20 protein-coding genes are annotated in these 18,604 nt (G+C 64.6%); 8 read left to right on the forward strand and 12 right to left on the reverse strand.

Features of this window, described 5'->3' with window-relative positions; translation table 11 throughout:
* Together AC1DSN_RS01850 and AC1DSN_RS01855 are read right to left on the reverse strand one after the other, a co-directional pair.
* Nucleotides 1-274: hypothetical protein (locus tag AC1DSN_RS01850; protein ID WP_477329378.1), on the reverse strand; the 274-nt coding region annotated here is incomplete at its 3' end.
* Between the two features lie 158 nt (nucleotides 275-432).
* The gene (locus AC1DSN_RS01855) at nucleotides 433-2,220 is read right to left on the reverse strand and encodes a cation:proton antiporter (protein ID WP_477329380.1); all 1,788 of its coding nucleotides are present in this window, start codon (nucleotides 2,218-2,220) and stop codon (nucleotides 433-435) included.
* Between the two features lie 377 nt (nucleotides 2,221-2,597).
* Here AC1DSN_RS01855 and AC1DSN_RS01860 point away from each other — a divergent pair, with 377 nt between their 5' ends.
* Together AC1DSN_RS01860 and AC1DSN_RS01865 are read left to right on the forward strand one after the other, a co-directional pair.
* On the forward strand, nucleotides 2,598-3,917 hold the full coding sequence (locus tag AC1DSN_RS01860) for an ABC transporter permease (RefSeq protein ID WP_477293572.1): 1,320 nt from the start codon (nucleotides 2,598-2,600) through the stop codon (nucleotides 3,915-3,917).
* Nucleotides 3,918-3,927: 10 nt separating this feature from the next.
* Nucleotides 3,928-5,142 carry an ABC transporter permease gene (locus tag AC1DSN_RS01865; RefSeq protein WP_477293574.1) on the forward strand — a complete coding sequence of 405 codons (1,215 nt, stop codon included), beginning with the start codon at nucleotides 3,928-3,930 and terminating at the stop codon, nucleotides 5,140-5,142.
* 3 nt (nucleotides 5,143-5,145) lie between these two features.
* Here the strand turns inward: AC1DSN_RS01865 and AC1DSN_RS01870 are convergent, their stop codons facing one another.
* Together AC1DSN_RS01870 and AC1DSN_RS01875 are read right to left on the reverse strand one after the other, a co-directional pair.
* Nucleotides 5,146-6,648 carry a YifB family Mg chelatase-like AAA ATPase gene (locus AC1DSN_RS01870; RefSeq protein ID WP_213948902.1) on the reverse strand — a complete coding sequence of 501 codons (1,503 nt, stop codon included), beginning with the start codon at nucleotides 6,646-6,648 and terminating at the stop codon, nucleotides 5,146-5,148.
* 173 nt (nucleotides 6,649-6,821) lie between these two features.
* Complete coding sequence (locus AC1DSN_RS01875) at nucleotides 6,822-7,076, reverse strand: accessory factor UbiK family protein (RefSeq protein ID WP_046981909.1); 255 nt, start codon at nucleotides 7,074-7,076, stop codon at nucleotides 6,822-6,824.
* Between the two features lie 177 nt (nucleotides 7,077-7,253).
* Between AC1DSN_RS01875 and glnK the strand changes: the two genes are divergently transcribed.
* Entirely contained in the window at nucleotides 7,254-7,592 is a 339-nt protein-coding gene (glnK, locus tag AC1DSN_RS01880) for a P-II family nitrogen regulator (RefSeq protein WP_046981907.1), read from the forward strand.
* A gap of 33 nt (nucleotides 7,593-7,625) precedes the next feature.
* Here the strand turns inward: glnK and AC1DSN_RS01885 are convergent, their stop codons facing one another.
* Together AC1DSN_RS01885 and gpmA are read right to left on the reverse strand one after the other, a co-directional pair.
* A complete protein-coding gene (locus AC1DSN_RS01885) occupies nucleotides 7,626-8,156 on the reverse strand; it encodes a CcdC protein domain-containing protein (RefSeq protein WP_477293547.1) in 531 nt (176 codons plus the stop codon).
* A 111-nt stretch (nucleotides 8,157-8,267) separates the two neighbouring features.
* A complete protein-coding gene (gene gpmA, locus AC1DSN_RS01890) occupies nucleotides 8,268-9,002 on the reverse strand; it encodes a 2,3-diphosphoglycerate-dependent phosphoglycerate mutase (RefSeq protein ID WP_477293549.1) in 735 nt (244 codons plus the stop codon).
* Nucleotides 9,003-9,157: 155 nt separating this feature from the next.
* Between gpmA and AC1DSN_RS01895 the strand changes: the two genes are divergently transcribed.
* Nucleotides 9,158-9,808, forward strand: coding sequence for a DUF4097 family beta strand repeat-containing protein (locus AC1DSN_RS01895; protein ID WP_477293551.1), 651 nt, complete (start codon nucleotides 9,158-9,160; stop codon nucleotides 9,806-9,808).
* Nucleotides 9,809-9,921: 113 nt separating this feature from the next.
* On the opposite strand, the gene hemF is transcribed toward AC1DSN_RS01895, so the two are convergent.
* Nucleotides 9,922-10,824 (reverse strand): oxygen-dependent coproporphyrinogen oxidase, encoded by a 903-nt coding sequence (gene hemF, locus AC1DSN_RS01900; protein WP_477293553.1) that lies wholly within the window; start codon nucleotides 10,822-10,824, stop codon nucleotides 9,922-9,924.
* A gap of 94 nt (nucleotides 10,825-10,918) precedes the next feature.
* Nucleotides 10,919-11,623 (reverse strand): YdcF family protein, encoded by a 705-nt coding sequence (locus AC1DSN_RS01905; protein WP_213949121.1) that lies wholly within the window; start codon nucleotides 11,621-11,623, stop codon nucleotides 10,919-10,921.
* Nucleotides 11,624-11,743: 120 nt separating this feature from the next.
* Between AC1DSN_RS01905 and AC1DSN_RS01910 the strand changes: the two genes are divergently transcribed.
* From AC1DSN_RS01910 to AC1DSN_RS01925, 4 genes are read left to right on the forward strand one after another with little or no spacing between them, the layout of a single operon-like run.
* The gene (locus AC1DSN_RS01910; protein WP_477293555.1) at nucleotides 11,744-12,946 is read left to right on the forward strand and encodes a beta-ketoacyl-[acyl-carrier-protein] synthase family protein; all 1,203 of its coding nucleotides are present in this window, start codon (nucleotides 11,744-11,746) and stop codon (nucleotides 12,944-12,946) included.
* Entirely contained in the window at nucleotides 12,943-13,743 is an 801-nt protein-coding gene (locus tag AC1DSN_RS01915; RefSeq protein WP_477329382.1) for a beta-ketoacyl synthase chain length factor, read from the forward strand. Before AC1DSN_RS01910 ends, AC1DSN_RS01915 begins: the two co-directional genes overlap by 4 nt.
* Nucleotides 13,740-14,516: a glycosyltransferase family 2 protein gene (locus AC1DSN_RS01920; RefSeq protein WP_063573381.1), complete on the forward strand. Its 777-nt coding sequence runs from the start codon at nucleotides 13,740-13,742 to the stop codon at nucleotides 14,514-14,516. The genes AC1DSN_RS01915 and AC1DSN_RS01920 overlap by 4 nt, the downstream gene beginning before the upstream one ends.
* Nucleotides 14,517-14,530: 14 nt before the next feature.
* Nucleotides 14,531-16,129, forward strand: coding sequence for an NAD(P)/FAD-dependent oxidoreductase (locus AC1DSN_RS01925; RefSeq protein ID WP_477293560.1), 1,599 nt, complete (start codon nucleotides 14,531-14,533; stop codon nucleotides 16,127-16,129).
* A gap of 133 nt (nucleotides 16,130-16,262) precedes the next feature.
* Here AC1DSN_RS01925 and AC1DSN_RS01930 read toward each other — a convergent pair whose 3' ends face one another.
* The 4 genes from AC1DSN_RS01930 to AC1DSN_RS01945 form a co-directional block, all read right to left on the reverse strand.
* The gene (locus AC1DSN_RS01930; RefSeq protein ID WP_157504300.1) at nucleotides 16,263-16,727 is read right to left on the reverse strand and encodes a hypothetical protein; all 465 of its coding nucleotides are present in this window, start codon (nucleotides 16,725-16,727) and stop codon (nucleotides 16,263-16,265) included.
* A 116-nt stretch (nucleotides 16,728-16,843) separates the two neighbouring features.
* Nucleotides 16,844-17,278, reverse strand: a complete 435-nt coding sequence (locus tag AC1DSN_RS01935; protein ID WP_477293577.1) for a hotdog family protein — start codon at nucleotides 17,276-17,278, stop codon at nucleotides 16,844-16,846.
* Nucleotides 17,279-17,316: 38 nt separating this feature from the next.
* Nucleotides 17,317-18,270: an LpxL/LpxP family acyltransferase gene (locus AC1DSN_RS01940; RefSeq protein ID WP_477293564.1), complete on the reverse strand. Its 954-nt coding sequence runs from the start codon at nucleotides 18,268-18,270 to the stop codon at nucleotides 17,317-17,319.
* The gene (locus AC1DSN_RS01945; RefSeq protein ID WP_231873994.1) at nucleotides 18,267-18,581 is read right to left on the reverse strand and encodes an ApeI family dehydratase; all 315 of its coding nucleotides are present in this window, start codon (nucleotides 18,579-18,581) and stop codon (nucleotides 18,267-18,269) included. The genes AC1DSN_RS01940 and AC1DSN_RS01945 overlap by 4 nt, the downstream gene beginning before the upstream one ends.
* Nucleotides 18,582-18,604: the final 23 nt, after the last annotated feature.

An 18,604-nucleotide genomic window follows, 5' to 3' on the forward strand; every position in this document is an offset into this window, starting at 1 on the left:
TCGCGGTGCGGCGATTGCCCCACGAACATCCCAGTTCGCCATAGCAGACCGACACGAACACCGATTGCGGCACCTCGATGAGCGGTGCGTCGGTCTTCGTGGCCACGGTGGCCTGGGTCGCGGTCGATGCACGAACTTTCACGCCCTGCAGGTCGGTGACTTTATCCTTGTCTTTTTCGGCCACATCATCGACGGCATGAGCCATCGGCGCGGCGAGGAGCGCAGCGATACAAAACGGGATGGCGCGACGGCACAACGTATCGAAGGGACGCACGGCAAGCTTCCTTGAGGTAAACGGAGGGCTTGCTGGCTGGATCGCGAAGGCGAGCGTGGCTGGCTGGTCCGGGGGAGACCACGCCCGCGGAAATGACAACGCACGCGAGCGCGGCCGGCATTTTCAAGGCGAAACCCTACCCACGTCAAGGAAGGCTGTCAGTGCACCGCCGGAACCAGCGCGATCACGGTCCAGCCCGGACGGGGTTCGAGCTCACGGTGGCCGGAGGCGATGCGGAGGTCGCCCTTCTCTTCCACACCGAAGAGCGGCACCGTGCGCGAGCCGTATTGCTCGATGAAATGCGGCCAGTCGAACGTCTCGGTCAGGCGCGTCGACTTGATCCGCCATCCATCCTGGAGCATCTCGGCGAAACGTGCATGGGTCATGTCGTCGGCGAACAGCGCCGTGGCGAGGAGACTGCCCGCGAGCGATGCGCGACCGTGACTTTCCTCCGGCGAGAGATTGCGCAGACGGTACACCTTGTCGCGCCCGAACTCCTCCCTGTAGTGCACGCTCGCGAGTGAGTTCAGTTCGCGATGCGTGGACATCGCCAGAAGGTGCCCAATGCCTGCCAGGTCGAGGTTGCGATCGGCGGCCTGCGACTGCGGATTGCCGAAGAACGTCGTCAACCCGGCCATGCGCGCGGCGCGAATGCCATTCCAGTCGTCGTCGGCGACCACCACGCGCAAGTCCTCTATCCCCGCGAGCGCGCGTGCCACCTCGAGCGCCACCACGTCGGAACCATAGATCAACACGCCGCGCGGTTCCGGATCTGCGACCTTCAACCATCGCGCCAGCGGACGCGCTGTCGCGCTCTGGAAAACGACGGTGCCGATAATCATCAGGAACACGAGGGGAACCATCCTGTCCGCGCCAGCCATGCCGATCTTCTCCAGACGGATGGCAAACAAGGCCGACACTGACGCCGCCACGATCCCACGCGGCGCGACCCAGGCGATCAACGCACGCTCGCGCCACGGCAGCGCGCTGCCGACGCTCGACAACAAAACGGAGAGCGGCCTGATGAACAGCTGCGCCACCACGAAGATGAGGATGCCGGCAAGCAGCGCACCATCCGGAAGTGGCCAGTCCAGTCGCGCGGCAAGCAGGATGAACAACGTCGACACCAGCAAGGTCGTCAGGTGCTCCTTGAAGTCCATGATGTCGTCCATATGCACGTCGCGCATGTTGCCCAGCGCGATACCCATGAGGGTGACGGCTAGCAAGCCCGATTCATGGGCAAGCGCATTCGACAGGCTGAAGGCGGCGAGGACCGCGGCAAGCGTGCCGTAGTTCTGCAGGTATTCCGGAATGATGTGACGGCGCAGCAACCGGCCCAGTACGAAGGCGGCGATGCCCCCGACGATCGCGCCGCAGGCCACCGTGCCGAGGAACACCTGGATGGAATGCCCTTCGCGATGCGACACGATCGCTTCGTACACCAGCACCGCGAACAGCGCCCCGATCGGGTCGATGACGATGCCTTCCCAGCGCAAGACGTTCGCGATGCGCGCGTTCGGCCGGACCGTGCGCAACATCGGTGCGATCACGGTGGGTCCCGTCACGCACGTCAGCGCGCCGAACAGGAAGGAGAGCTCCCAGCTCAAGCCACCGATCCAGTGTGCGGCACCCGCGAGCATCAGCAACGCGAGGATCGCGCCATAGGTCACCAGTCCACGCACCGCGTGGCCGATGCCCTTCAGCTCGTGGAAACGCAAGGTGAGGCTGCCCTCGAACAGGATCACCGCCACCGCCAAGGACACGATGGGGAAAAGCAGATCGCCCAGTACCTTGTCCGGGTGGAGCAGTCCGGTGACGGGCCCGGCCAGGATGCCGGCAAGCAGGAGGAAGAGAATGGCCGGCAACCGGACCCGCCAGGCGATCCACTGGCAGACGAACCCCATGCCGAGCATCAGGGTCAGCAACATTCCGAGTTCGAGGCCCATGTCTTTCCTTGTCCCAACAAGAAAAACGGCCAACACCGTGAGGCGGGCCGAGATAGGGACAGCATAAGGAGCAGTAGGTGAAGAAAAGGCCGGGCTCCGGTGCTGGAGCGGGGGGAGGGAGGGGTATCCAACACCGGAGCGGGGCGGGCAGCCCATTAGAGAACCGCCTGGTACAGAATTATCCGCTCGCCCCTGGGATTCGTCAACTACTCAGTACATGAAATAAGTATTAACTCTTCTGGGGCAACTTTGGCCCGTGTTTTGCTGGCTGCGCCCTGCCTGACCTTATGCACATGTCGCGGCCCTCCGGCCGGGGCATGCTGACCATGCCGACAGTTCGTGGGGACGAGCGTCGCGCCACGGAGGGGCTCAGCGGAATGATCGGGTACTACGTCGAACTGGCAGCTCACAGCCTCAGGCGCAACAAGGTGCTGACGGCGTTGATGATCCTCGCGATCGCGGTAGGTATCGGCGCCAGCATGACGACCCTCACGATCATGCACCTGCTCTCGGGCGACCCCTTGCGCGGGCGCAGTGGGCAAGTCTTTTATCCACAACTCGATGCCAATCCGGACTCGAAGGGCCGGCAGCCTTACGACATGCTGGATTACCCGTCCGCGACGGATCTTTGGAGCGCACATCGCGCCGACCGCCAGGCGCTCGTCGTCAACAGCCACATCAAGCTGCAGGCGCCCGGGACACGCCTTCCGCCACTGATGCTGTCGATGCTATCGACGACGTCGGATTTCTTCCCCATGTTCGACGTCCCCTTTCGCTTCGGGCGAAGCTGGACGCCGGAAGACGATACCGCGCACGCGCGCGTCGCCGTGATTTCATCCGATCTCAACGACCGCCTGTTCGGCGGCGAGAACAGCGTCGGCAGGACAGTGCGACTGAAGAACAGCGATGTGCGCGTTGTCGGCGTACTCGCTCCATGGCGCCCTTCCCCGCTTTTCTACGATGTGCGTGGCGGACGTTTTTCCAGTGGCGATACGGCGAACTTCTATGACAAACCGGAAGGCGTGATCACGCCATTCTCCACGGCGCTGGAGATCAACGATGGCGGATTCCAACCTTTCACGTGCTGGGTGCTGCCCATCACGCCGGGGCACCTGCAGACCTCGCAGTGCGTGTGGATCGCCCTCTGGGTGCAACTGGGCGACAGCGCCAAAGTCGACGCGTATCGACGTTTTCTCGATGGCTACGTATCCCAGCAACAGTCGCTCGGGCGGATCACCCGCACGGACAACACACGGCTGCGCAGCCTGACGGAGTGGCTCGACTTCAACGGCGTCGTCCCGAGTGACGTCAAGCTGCAGACGTCGCTGGCCTTCGCCTTCCTGGCGATCTGCCTGTGTAACGTCGTTGGTTTGCTACTGGCGAAGTTTCTTCGCCGCGGCGGCGAAATCGGTTTGCGACGCGCGATGGGTGCGACTCGCCGCGCCGTGTTCACGCAGTGCCTGGTTGAGGCGGGCGTGATCGGTGTCCTCGGTGGACTCGGCGGCCTTCTCCTTACCGTGCTCGGGCTCTGGCTTGTTCGTCGACAGCCGCTTCCCTATGCCGACTTCGTCCATCTCGACGTATCGATGTTCGTGGTTACGTTTCTGATCTCCGTGGGAGCGAGCCTGCTCGCGGGCCTGTTGCCCGCGGCGCGCGCCAGCCTGGTCGAGCCGGCCCTGCAGCTGAAGGTGCTTTGACATGGGTAACCTGCAGATCCAGCCCGTTCTCGCCGCACTGCGCAAGCACCGCATAGCGACGATCGTCATCGCATGGGAGATTGCACTGGCGTGTGCCGTGCTATGCAACGCGTGCTTCCTGATTGCTGGCCGCGTCCAGGCCATGCACGTGCAGAGCGGTGTCGATGAACATGCGCTGGGTACTATCAAGCTCGAGGGCTTCGAACCACAGCAGGCGAACGACCTCAACGCGCGCGTGGTCGCTGGATTGCGCGCGGTGCCCGGCGTGCAGTCGGTCAGCACGGTAAGCGCGGTACCTTTCGGAGAGCCCGGCGTCATCGCTGGTGTCCACCTCGATGCGGCCGGGCAGCAATTCGGTGGCGTCGTCGATTTCTACGTAGCGGGTCCCGGTGCAGCAAAGGCAATGGGGCTTCGGCTACTGACCGGACGCATGCCCGCACCGGACGAGTACATGCCGGTGGCGCAAATCGTTCCGAATGAAGCCCCGATCGTGATAACACGCGTTCTGGCGGAGCATTTCTGGCCCGGCCAGGATCCGCTCGACAAGATGCTTTGGAGTATGGACACCCACTTTCGTGTCGTCGGTGTCGTCGATCATCTGACGATTCCGCAACCCGGTGCCGGCGAAGAGAAGGATGCGGACTGGTCGATCCTCGTGCCGGCCATGCCGGGTCCGCAGTTCGCCGGGAAATATCTCTTGCGAGCGAGCCCCGAGGACCTGCCACGCGTCATGCGCGATGCACGGACCGCCGTCCTCAAGATCGCCCCGGATGCGGTTCTCGACCTGGCACAGAGCCGGACCGTCGACGAACTCCGTGAGACATTTTTCCTCAGCGACCGCGTCATGACGGGGTTGCTGATCGCCGTCATCGTCGCGCTGCTCGGCACGACCGCACTGGGCATCGTGGGACTGGCGAGTTTCTGGGTCGCACAACGCCGCCGGCAGATCGGAGTTCGTCGCGCGCTCGGTGCGACGCGTGGAGACATCCTGCGTTACTTTCAGATCGAGAACTTCCTCATCGTCACGTTCGGCATCGCCCTGGGCATGATCCTGGCGTATGCGATCAACATGATCCTGATGAGCTTCTACGAGTTGCCGAGGCTGCCGTTCTGGTATCTGCCGGTCGGCGCGCTGGTGCTGTGGGTTCTCGGACAGCTGGCCGTGCTGGCGCCGGCCATGCGAGCAGCGGCGGTTCCGCCGGTGGCGGCCATACGATCCCTGTAGAGATCAGAACCGCCGGTAATGCAACGCCTCGGCAAGGTGATGCTGCTCGACACAACCCGCCCCGCCTTCGAGGTCGGCAATAGTACGCGCCACGCGCAATACCCGGTGATACGCACGTGCCGACGCGCCAAGTTTCTCGACGGCACCTTCCAGCCACTCGCGTTCGGCCGGGGGCAGCGCGCAGTCACGTTCGAGGTTGACCACGCTCAAATCGGAGTTCGGCTGTCCGGCGCGAAGGAGTGCCTTTTCGCGCGCATTGATGACACGGCGGCGAACGGTGGCGCTGTCGTCGTCATGCGGGCCGCGTGGCGCGGTGAGATCGGAAATCGGAACACGGGGCACTTCGACACAGATATCGATGCGATCCAGTAGCGGCCCGGAAATGCGAGCGCGGTAACGCTGCACCTGGTCGGGTGTACATCGACAGTCGTGGGTCGGGTCACCTGCATAGCCACACGGGCAGGGATTCATCGCGGCGACGAGCTGGAATTCCGCAGGGAACGTGGACTGACGCGCGGCGCGCGAGATCACGATCTGCCCCGACTCGAGCGGCTCGCGCAGCACCTCGAGCACGTGTCGATTGAACTCGGGAAGCTCGTCCAGGAAGAGGACGCCGTTATGCGCCAGGGAGATTTCGCCCGGACGCGGCGATGAGCCACCACCGACCAGCGCCACGCCCGATGCGGTGTGGTGCGGCGCGCGAAAGGGCCGGCGGCGCCAGCAATCCGGATCGATGGCTTCGTGGGATAGCGAACGGATGGCGCAGCTTTCCAGCGCCTCGGATTCGGTCATCGGTGGCAGGATGCCCGGCAGGCGCTCGGCGAGCATGGTCTTGCCCGTCCCGGGTGGACCGATCATCAGCAAGTGATGTCCGCCCGCCGCGGCGATCTCCAGGGCACGACGGGCCTGGTACTGTCCGCGCACGTCGCGCATGTCGGGCCCGCAGGTGGGCAGGTCGTAGAAATCGACCGCTGCGGCCGGCGCACCGAGGATGGCGTGGCCGCCGAGCCAGGCGCACACCTCGCCAAGGCTGTCGGCAAGGAGAACGTCGGCTTCGCCGACCAGGGCCGCTTCCGCCGCATTGGCGCGGGGAACGACGATGCGCCGGCCGGCGCGACGCGCACGAATCAACGCGGGAAGGATGCCGGGGACGGCGCGTAACTCGCCCGACAGGGCCAGCTCGCCAAGGAACTCGCAGTCGTCGAGACGCTCGCGCGGAACCTGCGAACCGGCGGCGAGGATCCCAAGGGCGATGGCGAGGTCGAACCGACCACCATCTTTCGGCAACTCGGCCGGCGCCAGATTCACGGTGACGCGGCGGTTGGGGTATTCGAAGGCGGTGTTCTGGATGGCGACGCGGACACGGTCACGCGCTTCGCGCACAGACGAGTCGGGTAGCCCGACGATAGAGGTAGAAGGCAGTCCGCCGGACAGATGCACCTCGACGACGACCTGCGGCGCGGTGACCCCTTCCTGCGCCCGCGAGAGAGTGACGGCGAGGCTCATGATGGGGGATATCGTAACGGGTAACGGATCCCGATCGCTGGCGAACTACCGTGATCCTGTAGGGATCGGGCTCGCATACGCACTCCTTGCGTCGACTGGGAAAATAACCGCCCCCGACCGCTCTCGGGGTGAGGGTGACGGATCGGGGGCGGTCCCGGGACGGTCGGCCGTCCTTATTGGCCAGGAGCCGCAGCGCTGACTTCCAGGTCGGCGAGGCGCTTTTCCAAAACTTCGAGCCGTTCGCGCGTCCGCGCTAGAACCTGGCTCTGAACATCGAATTCTTCTCGAGTAACGAGATCGAGGCGGCGTAGTCCCTGCGCCAGAATATCTTTGAAGTTGGCGTGCATATCCTCACGCGCTTGCGCCAACCCTGGCGGAACCAACGATGCCAACCGCTGTGCGAGTTGATCGATACCCTGCACATCCATCTTGCGCACCCCGATGTCGTGAATGAAGTTTAGGTGATTGGTTTGTAGGCGCTATAGGCCTACGCCTACACGTAGTGTAGGGTTTTTCCTACAAACACCCCATGAAGACGCCCCGGGACCCGAATGGCACAATGGCCGTCCGCGCGCCGGCGAGCGGCTGCGCCCTAGGAGTGATACATGAAGCTGGTGGTCGCCATCATCAAGCCTTTCAAGCTGGACGACGTCCGCGAGGCCCTTGCCGAGGTCGGCGTGCAGGGCGTTACCGTGACCGAGGTGAAGGGCTTTGGCCGGCAGAAGGGCCATACCGAGCTCTATCGGGGGGCAGAATACGTGGTCGACTTCCTGCCGAAGATCAAGCTGGAGGTGGCCGTGGCCGACGATCAGATCGAGCGTGTGGTCGAGGCGATTCAGGCCGCCGCCCGGACGGGCAAGATCGGCGATGGCAAGATTTTCGTCAGCTCGCTGGAGCAGGTGGTGCGCATCCGCACCGGCGAACTGGACAACGACGCCCTCTGAGCGAGGGCGCCTGCAGGGGCCGGGGCCTAGGGCTCAGGCCGCCTGGGCCAGCCGCTTGTGGCGGCGGTGGTGGAACAGCACGCCCGCGTAGTACGCCATGTAATAGCCAAGGGTCAGGCCGATCACCAGCATGGTCAGCGGGCTGTTGCCCGGTGCCGGGGTATGGGGCGGCACGGCGGCCGCTCCATCGCCGAACATCGGCGCCAACACCAGGAAACGCCAGGCCATGCGGCCGAGAAGCAGGGCCGTCAGCGCGGCGCCGATCCAGGGATTGGGGATGTAGAAGTCGGCGCCCTCGGCATTCGACTCGAAACGGGTGAGGCGCAGGCCGACCAACGCCAGAGCGGCACCGACGACGAGGCCGCCCAGCGCGCCTTCGGCCAGGCGGATGTCTTGCAGGCCGGAGGTCAGCGTGAGGCAAGCAAAAACCGCGAAGATGGCGACGCGGATGCTCATGCGCTTTGTGCGAATCGGCTGACGACCGAAGCTGCCGCGAACGCGGCGATAGACGGCGAAGGCCATCAATGGGGCGACGATGAAGGGAACGACGGTCGGAGCCAGCATGGCGTAGGTCTCGGTAGTGGGACGGTGTGAGGCTACGTTAGCGTCCGGGGCCGTGCCGATCGAGGGCTGACTGACAGGTGTTGGGGGTGACGGGTGTCACCCCCGACCATTTTATTTGGCTTTGCCCTGATTCGCGACGGCGGCCATCTTGGCTTCGATCTCGGCCTGGTCGCCCAGGTAGTAGTGCTTGACGGGGTTGAGGTCGGCGTCGAACTCGTACACCAGCGGGATGCCGTTGGGAATGTTGAGCTCGGCGATGTCGTCGTCCGAGATACCGTCGAAGTACTTCACCAGGGCGCGCATCGAGTTGCCGTGAGCCGCCATGAGCACGCTGTTACCGGCGCGGATGGCCGGCGCCAGCACGTCATGCCAGTAGGGCAGCACGCGGGCGACGGTGTCCTCCAGGCATTCGGTCAGGGGCACGTCGATGCCCTTGTAGCGATCGTCGTCGGCAAAGGATTTGGCACCCGCCTCGAGGGCCGGGGGCGGCGTGTCGTAGCTGCGCCGCCAGACGTGAACCTGTTCGTTGCCGTACTTCGCCGCCGTCTCGGCCTTGTTGAGGCCGGTCAGCGCGCCGTAGTGGCGTTCATTGAGACGCCAGTCGGTCACCACCGGGATCCACATCAGGTTCATCTCGTCCTGTACGTGCCAAAGCGTGCGCACGGCACGCTTGAGATACGAGGTGTGGGCCAGGTTGAAGGTGAAACCGGCTTCCTTGAGCAGGCGGCCGGCCTCGCGGGCCTCGGCCACGCCCTGCTCGCTGAGGTCGACATCGGCCCAGCCGCTGAAGCGGTTTTCGAGGTTCCAGGCCGACTGGCCGTGGCGGATCATGACGAGCTTGTACATGGCGTCCAACGATGGGGAGGAAAAAACCCATGGTGAAACCTGATCCCGGGGCCGTCAACTTTGGTGCCTTTGGCGACCGTGTCATCAGTCACGCTAAACCTTGCGGCCGGCAGGTGCATCCTAGGAGTCCTAGTCCACCCGTGGAGCAGCACACCATGCGTCGTACCCTGATCTCGCTTCTCATCGCCCTTTCCGTATCCGGCGCCGCCCTGGCCGACGACGACGTCAGCAAGGTCAACGGCACGGCCCAGGTCGAGGCCGGCCAGCACGCCGGCGACGTCCATACCGTCAATGGCTCGGTCCGTATCGGCGACAACGCCGTGGTGCAGAAGGCCAGTACAGTGAACGGCGCCGTGGAGCTGGGCAAAAGCGCCACGGCGACCATCGTCAAAACGGTCAATGGCGGTGTCACCATCCACGAAAACGCGCGGGTTTCCGACGAAGTGGAAACAGTGAACGGTCGCGTCCTGTTGGAGCGCGGCGCCGACGTAAAGGGCCACCTGTCCAACGTCAACGGCGAGATCTCGCTCGAAGGCGCGCATGTCGGCGGCGGCATCGAAACCACGAACGCGGATGTCACCATCGGCGAAGGCTCGAAGGTCGAAGGTGGCCTGCTGGTCAAGAAGCCCTCGATGAGCTTCTTCAGCAGCAACGATCGCATCCCGAAAATCGTGATCGGCCCGCACGCCGTGGTGCAGGGCACCCTCTCCTTCCAGCGCGACGTCGAGCTGCACGTCAGCGATTCGGCGACGGTCGGCAAGATCGAAGGCGCGACGGCGAAGAAGTTCTCCGGCAGCGCCCCGTAAGCGAGGCGCCCTGTAGGAGCCGATTCATCGGCGATCCCGCGGCAGCGGGCCAGGGGTGGGGCAAGCACCCCCATCGCCGATGAATCGGCTCGTACACGAGCACCGAGGGGTGGTCAGACCCAGTCGCGGGGCTTGAGGTACTCGGCGAGCCGTGCCTCCGGGCTGTCCGCTTCGGGCGTGAACCCATATTCGAAGCGGACGCGCGGCGGCAGGCTCATCAGGATCGACTCGGTGCGGCCGCCCGACTGCAAGCCGAACAACGTGCCGCGATCGTAGACGAGGTTGAACTCGACGTAGCGGCCGCGTCGGTATAGCTGGAACTCACGCTCGCGCTCGCCATAGGGCGTGTCGCGGCGACGCTCGACGATGGGCAGGTAGGCGTCGAGGAAACCTTCGCCGACATCGCGCATGAAGTTAAGGCAGCGGTCGAAGCCGCCTTCATTCTGGTCGTCATAGAAGAGACCACCCACGCCACGCGTCTCGCCGCGGTGCTTGAGATAGAAATACTCATCGCACCAGCGCTTGTAACGATCGTAGACATCGTCGCCATAGGGCTCGCAAAGATCCCTCGCTACCGTATGCCAGTGGCGCACGTCGTCGTCGAACGGGTAGTAAGGCGTCAGATCGAAGCCACCACCGAACCACCAGACCGGCTCAACGCCTTCTTTCGATGCCTCGAAGTAGCGCACGTTGGCGTGCGTGGTCGGGATGTACGGGTTGCGTGGGTGCAACACCAGCGACACGCCCGTGGCGACGAAACTGCCACCGACCAGGTCCGGTCGATGTGCCGTCGCACTGGGCGGCAACGGCGAGCCCGACACGCGCGAGAAGTTGACCCCGGCCTGCTCGAAGACACCGCCCTCACGCAGCACGCGCGTGCGCCCGCCGCCGCCGGCCGGCCGCGTCCAGGCGTCCTCCTCGAACGTCGCCGTGCCGTCGATGGCCTCGACGGCGACACAGATACGATCCTGCAGACCACGCAGGAACGACTCGGCAAGGTTGGCTTGTTCGGACATGCGCGCGGGCATCCTTTCGGGGTTCGATGGGGCAGAGCTTAGCAAGACACCCGGGACCGCTCTCTGTGGCACGCCGCCGCGCGCCGCTGACAGTTCAGGAAATGCGAGCCGCCATGCGCCGGTTGCCGATCAGCGCGGCCCAACGCATGCCGGTGTCGATCCACATCAGGTAGCCGGCCTCCATCAGCATGCGCAGGACATAGCGGCGATCGAGTCGCAAACGCGCTTCGGCGCCAATGGGTGCGGCATCGAAGCCTAGGCGACGGGCGAGATACATGCACCGCGCCAGGTGGTAGCGACTGGTGACCAGACCCACCGCAGGAAGCCTGGCTCCGGCGTCGTGCCTGAGCAATTCGCGGGCGTGGCGGAGGTTCTCCAGCGAATCGATCGACATCTGTTCCAGCAAAAGCGGGACCTCGGCCGGCCACCCCTCCGCGACGAGCCAGCGACGCCCCGCCTCCGCCTCGCTGAGGCAGCCGCCACTCATGCCACCCAGGAGGAGGACCCGGTCGGTACGGCCGGACCGCGCGTTGTCACGAGCACAGGTGAGCCGGCTGATGAAGTCGTGTTCGGGGCGATCGTCGACCAGGCGGCGACCGAAGACGAGCAAGGTGCGCCGGGACGGGGAAAGCGCCGGGCTATGCCGCGCGAGTCGCCACACGCGGACGGCGTGCGCGACGTACACCAGTCCAAGGCTGCCGACGAACACGAGGGTCGTCACGAGAGCGGCGAGCAGGATGTCGCGATCGCTGAGGTATCGCCAGACGCCACGGCGCAGGGGTTTGAGCAAGCCGGACATAGGGAATGGCGTTGCGGGAAGACCCGCAGTCTGTGCCATTCGCTCGCGGAGGTGCAATCGGCCGAGCCGGTACCCGGCGTTCACGAGACGCTACCAGCCAAAAAGGATAGGCTCGCGCGTATGCCCCATCCCATGCCTCCGCTTTCCATTCGCGCGTACACCGCCACCTCAGCCCTGGGCCGCGGGCTCGATGCCCACGCCGACGCCCTGCGCTCCTCACGGGGCGGCCTTTCCCCCAACGACTTCAGTTCGGCGCCGCTCGACTGCTGGATCGGCCGCGTGGCCGGCCTGGAGGACGAGCCACTGCCGGCGGAACTTGCCCAATGGGAGTGCCGCAACAATCGGCTGGCCTGGGTGGCGCTGACCCAGGACGGCTTCATGGAAGCGGTACGCGACGCGCGTGAGCGCTATGGCGCGTCACGGGTGGCCGTGCTGCTCGGCACGTCCACCTCCAGTATCGGCGCGACCGAGGAAGGCTACCGGCGTCTCGATCATGGCCGCATGCCGGAGGACCTGCATCGCCCTGTCCTGCATACCCCGCATTCGCTCGCGGGCTTCGTCGCCGCCGCGTTCGATCTCGAAGGGCCCTGCCTGACGGTGGCCACCGCGTGTTCGTCGAGCGCAAAAGTCTTCGGCAACGCCGAACGCATGATCCGACTCGGCCTGATCGACGCAGCGGTGGTCGGTGGCACCGATACGCTGTGCGACAGCGTGCTGTTCGGCTTCAATTCGCTGGAGCTGGTTTCCGGTGAACCCTGCCGCCCTTTCGACGCGAACCGCGGTGGCATCTCGATCGGCGAAGCGGCCGGCTTCGCCTTGCTCGAGCGTGTGACCGATGGCAGTACGGGACCGCTTCTGATCGGCTACGGCGAAGCCAGCGACGCGCACCACATGTCCACGCCGCATCCGGAAGGCCTCGGCGCGGAGATCGCCTTGCGTGATGCGCTCGCCCGGGCAGGCATCGAAGCGGGCGATGTCGACTACATCAACCTGCACGGTACGGCGAGCCAGAAGAACGACGATGTCGAAGCCGCCCTTGTCGCCCGCAGCTTTCCTGCTACGACACGCGCGAGTTCGACGAAGGGCTTTACCGGTCACACGCTTGGTGCGGCGGGCATGCTCGAGGCTGCGATCACCCTGCTCGCCATGCGGGACGGGCATATTCCGGCAAACCTCGGCGCCACGACACCGGATCCGCTGTGCGGGCCGCAGATGGCCTGGACAGCCGAGCAGCGCGAGGTACGCATCGCGCTGAGCAACTCGTTCGGCTTCGGAGGGAACAATGCCTGCCTCGCGTTCGCCCGCGTGGGAGAGCCCGCATGAGCGCTGCGCTGAGTGTGTGGGTAAAGGGCGTCGGCTTATGGGCGCCAGGCGCCGTGGACTGGCACGCGTTCTGCGAGATTGTCGCCGGTCGCGATGCGCCGGGCACGGAAGGGCGACCGATGGCGGATGTCCTTCCGCCCAACGAACGCCGGCGCGCACCGGAAAGCGTGCTTCTGGCCGCCGCCGTCGCCGGTCAGGCGGTCAGGATGAGTGGTCTCGAGGCGGCGGCTCTGCCCTGCGTCTTCGCTTCCGCGCACGGTGACCAGGCCATCACCGATTACATGTGCGCGACACTCGCCGATACGCCGACCGAACTGTCGCCGACGAAGTTCCATAATTCGGTGCACAACGCACCAGCCGGCTACTGGACGATCGCCACGCACTGCCACGCGAGCTCGAGTGCCGTGTCCGGCGGCGAGACGACATTCGGTGCCGGATTGCTCGAGGCGGCGACGCTCGCCGTGGCCGACGACCGCGACGTCCTGCTTGCCAGCTACGACATTGCCGGCGTGGGACCGCTCGGTGAGATGACGGCCACCACAGGGCCCTTTGCGATCGCCCTGGTGCTTTCGCCGCGAGCCGATGCGACAGCCGTACGCCTCGACATCACACCTTCGCCAGGAAACAGCGGCAGCCAGCCCACGGGCGACGCCTGGCTGGACAGCGTCGCCGCCAGCAATCCCTCGGCGCAGGCGATCCCTTTGGCACACGCACTTGCGTTGGCGCGCTCCACGGCGCTACGCGTCGCCGCGGCGCGTGAACTCGATATCCATGTCGACGTGGAGGTCGCTGCGTGAACGCAAACGCCGAACGCTGCTGTGTTCTGATTCCCTGCCTCAACGAAGAAGGCGCGATCGGGCGGGTGGTGGGCGAAGCGCTCGCGCTGGGACTACCCGTCATTGTCGTTGACGACGGATCCGATGATCGGACGCCCGACATCGTCAGCGCCCTGCCCGTCACCCTGCTGCGTCACGCGACGCGCCGTGGCAAGGGCGAAGCCTTGCGCACCGGTTTTCGTGAAGTGCTTCGCCAGGGATTCGCTGCCGTGGTCACCATGGACGGCGATGGCCAGCACCTTGCGTCCGACATCCCCGCCATCCTCGCCGCGAGCCGGGAGTATCCCGGAAGCATCGTCATCGGGGCTCGCATACTCGACCGCCACCAGCAGCCCCCCGGTCGTCGCCGCGCCAACGCGGTCGCCGATTGGGGGATCTCCTGCGCCTGTGCGCAACCCATCGCAGATACACAGAGCGGACAGCGCCTGTATCCGCGCGCTGTCCTCGACCTGGTCGATATTCCCGCCGAGCATTTCGTCTTCGAGGCCGCCTTGCTGATCACCGCCTGTCGTGAACGTGGCACGCGCGTGGTCTCGGTGCCGATCGCTTCCCGTTACGAGGGCGACTTCAGGGTCAGCCATTTCAACCCCGTGCGTGATGTCACCCGGATAACGGTGTACACCGTGGGCCGGGTGTTTCACTACGGCAATTTCCTTGCAAGCTACCGACGCTCACGTTCGGCGCCGACGATCGTCGGCGCCACCGAATCGGCCGAGCCACGCACCGCACACTGACACCGAGGTGAAACATGGATCGTAAGCCGCACGACGCCGTCATCCTGGGAGGAGGCCTTGCCGGGCTCTCCCTCGCCATGCAGTTGAAGGGTGAATACCCGGACATGGACATCGTGGTGCTCGAACGCCAGGCGCGCCCCCTGCCCGAGGCCGCGCACAAGGTGGGCGAATCGACCGTGGAGATCGCGGCGCATTACTTCGCCGACACACTTGGCCTCCGCGACCACCTCGAAAGCTCGCACATCCGCAAGTTCGGATTCCGGTTCTTCTTCTCCGAAGGCAAGGACGATCTCGCCGATGTGACCGAGCTTGGCGTCAGCGCCGTCCTGCCGACGCCTAGCTACCAGATCGACCGCGGTATCCTCGAGAACTATCTCGGTGACGAGGCACGCCGTCGTGGCATCGACTTCCGCGACGGCGTGACCGTACGTGGGTTCGACATAGGCGCGGGCGAGGCACCCCACACCGTTCGTGCTCGCGCGCAGGACGGCAGCGAAACCGTGCTGCAATCACGCTGGCTGCTCGATGCTTCCGGTCGCGCAGGCTTGATCCGGCGCAAGTTCGACTTCACGCGGGACAACGGCCACCATGCAAACGCCGTCTGGTTCCGGATCGATGACCGCCTGGAGATCGATGGCTGGTGTGAGGATGCGGAATGGAAGGAACGTTGCCGGCCGCCCGAGCGCTGGCGTTCGACGAACCATCTCTGCGGGCCAGGCTACTGGGTGTGGTTGATTCCGCTTTCCTCCGGCGCGCATTCGGTTGGCATCGTCGCCGATGCAGCCATGCATCCGATCGAAAAGATGAAGACCTTCGACCTCGCCGTGCAGTGGCTCGAGGAACACCAGCCATTGGTTGCCCGGCAAGTGGTCAAGCGTCGTGAGAAGCTGCTGGATTTCGCCTTTTTCCGCAACTTCTCCTACAGCTGCTCCCGTATGTTCTCGTCGGATCGCTGGGCTCTCACTGGCGAAGCCGGCGCCTTCCTCGACCCCTTCTATTCGCCCGGCAGCGACTTCATCGCCATCGCCAACACGTACATCACGTTGCTGATCGGTCATGACCGTCGCGGCGAGAACGTGGCACCGCACGCGCGTCTCTACGAGCGGCTGTTCTTCTCCTTCTACGAAGGCACGTTGAAGATGTACCGTGGTCAGTACAACCTCTTCGGCGACGCGGAAGTGCTGCCGATCAAGGTGATCTGGGATTACGCGTACTACTGGGGCGTGCTCTGCCAGATCGTCTTCCAGAAGCGCCTTGGCGACAGCGCTTTCATCGCCAGGATGAGCGACGAACTGATCGCCGCGACCGAGTTGAACACGAAGGTGCAGGCATTCTTCCAGCCGTGGCACGTCGTGTCGGACGGACGCAATCGCAGGGTGATGCTCGACCAGCGCGATCTCGCGTGGTTCGCCGACATGAACAGCACGCTGCACGACGCGTTGGACGACGACACACTCGCGGAACGACTGCGCGAGAACGTCAGGATGATGCGCCTGCTCGCCGCGAGCATTGTCGAACGTGCGGTGGACGATCATCCCTCATTGCTCGAGGCGGCGGGCGATCTGGTCGACGTCGAAGGCGAGCGCACGGAACTGTTCGCGAGAGTTGCCTGAGTCGCGGGTTCTGAGACGGCGCCGGCACAGACTGCTCTGGTCGGCCTGGAGGGGCGGTCAGGCTCCTCATCAGTCCCCTTTCGCGAGACCCTCCGGGCCGGCAATTTCTGTGCGACGCATGACCCGTGGAGCATCAACGACTGGCGGTTGGACACACAGGCGCGTACTTATGATCGTAGTCATAGCGATACTTGTGGATTAAGGCGTACCAACTGCGGTCGGCTTCAGGCACTACGGCGTCGATCTTGCTTTCCGCTTCATCGAGCGTCGGCCTGGCGACTGACATCGTCTTCCCAACCACCGCCGCGTCTCGATCCTTCAGGATGATCTCGATCTGCTCGATGGCAGCGACGGTCGCGTCCTTATGTTTCAGCGCCTCGTTCTTCTTCTTGTCATTGATGGTGTTGTAGAACTTGTCGCATACAGGCTGCGCGGATTCCGAAAGCCCCGCGTCGTCGGACGTATCGGATGCCTGCGCGACTGACGCTGAGGTCGATGGAAGCAGACCGTCGACATGACTGCTGGCTATAGCGGTGCCATTCAACAAGGCGCCAGCGACGATGCTGGAAAAGACCAGACCAGAAATCATTCTGCTCATTGCATTTCTCCTGAAATGAAAGCGTTGCGTCCGTGTACGCGCATGAGTATTCGTCGCCCTTTTATTGGAGGCAATATATCTTTGGTTGTAGGCGCAGATCCGCTACCGGAATGCTGTCAGCGAGACGGATGGATGACCGCAGCGCGTCCCGAGGCGAGCTCCTCGCCGCTGTGCAAGACGCGAAACAGATACTGCGCACCGTTCTCGTCAGCGATCAGGCACTCGGCGTAAACGTCGAGTACGCCTTCCCGATTATCGATCCGCTGTGCGGAGAGTTTCACCCCGCGCAGACTCACCAGCATGCCGGGCCGAGGGGCCGTCTCGCCACGCTCGCGTCCGCGCAAGGCACCATGCACCGCCATGGCCTGGGCGCCATACTCGGCGAGGTGGACAGCGTGCAGTCCGTGCTCACTCCGCAAGGGATGAGTGTCGAGCACGTGACTGACGCTCGTCGCATGAATCGACGTGTCGTCCCACGAGAGAACGCCGTCGAGCAGGCACATATCGCCGGCATGGGGAATGAGGTCGATGAAGTCAGTCTTGGCGAGCATGGTGGCCATGAAGATAGAGGATCTACGCAGCGTTCGGATCAGGCATCTGGCTGGCCGGACGCATGAACGGCCCCAACGCCAGCCGGCTCGTCGGCAGGGGTGGTTTCTTGCCAGAAGTCGTAGAAATTGAACCAGTTGAAGGGATAGACGCGAGCGTAGTGCTCGAGACGCGCCGCAAAACGACCGATAACGGCATCCAGCTCCAGCTTCCGGTTCGCACGCGGAATATCGATGCCGTCGGAGAACGCTTCGAAAATGAGCTTGTAACGGTTACCGCCCAGATAGATGCCCATGCACAGCACCACGGGGATCTTCAGCGCCGATGCCAGCAGCCACGGGCCGGCGGGAAACGGCGCGGGCGTACCCAGGAACGGCAGCATTCGCGTGGTCTCGTTCTGATGGCCCCGATCGGCCAGCAAGGCGACCATGCCGCCCTGCTGCGTGCTTTCCGCCATTGCCAGGGCAACCGACGTGCCGCCGAGCGCGGCGTCGATGACTGCTGCGCCAACGTCTGGCGCCAGGGCTTCGAGTATGGCCGTGAGTGCAGGGGTCTTCTGTTTGTCGAGCACCACACGCAGGGGAACGTCGGGACGACGACCACCGAGCGCGCGCAGCGCCTCAAAACTTCCCTGGTGCGAGCCGATCAGCAGCACGCCCTGCCGCGCGTCGAGATAGTTATCGAGGATGGCCAGGCCCTCGACATCGACAACGAAGTCGCGCTCGCCGTGGGCGAGGAAAAACAGGCGATCGAGCAGGGTCGCCGCGAACATGTGGATGTGGTGGAAAACATCCCATGAGGTCACGGGGCGATTGAGTACCCGCGCGAGGTAGCGGCGCGAAGCATCCCGCTCGTCGGCACGACGCAGGAAGAAATAGAACGTGATGGGATACAGCAGCAGGCGCGCGACGGGGCGGCCGAGGCGCAGCGCAATGGTGCGAATCACCCAGATGGCGAACAACCCACCGCCTTCGCGCTGCTTCCAATGGCTCATGCGGTCGCTTCCAGGGTGCCGCGCAGCAAGAGGTCGGCGCCGCGACGAATCGTGAAGCGATAGCGTGAATCGGCCAGGGCGATCAGTTCCAGCTCGGCGTCTTCATCCGGCAGCAGGGGCGCCAGGAACTTCGCGTCGATCACCTGGCGCACGCCAGCCATGCGCCAGTCACGCAGTGCCTCAGCGGCCTGCTCGATCAGGAGCACGCCGGCGACGATGGGCCGCCCCGGAAAGTGACCGGCAAAGCTCGGGTGTGCCGCGTCGAAGCGCAGCGGGCGAACGTAGGACGCGATGTCGGCGGTGTCGGTCAACAGCTGGCTCCGGGCCTGGTCGG

This window comes from Luteibacter sp. P4_D7_3 (genome assembly GCF_056401735.1).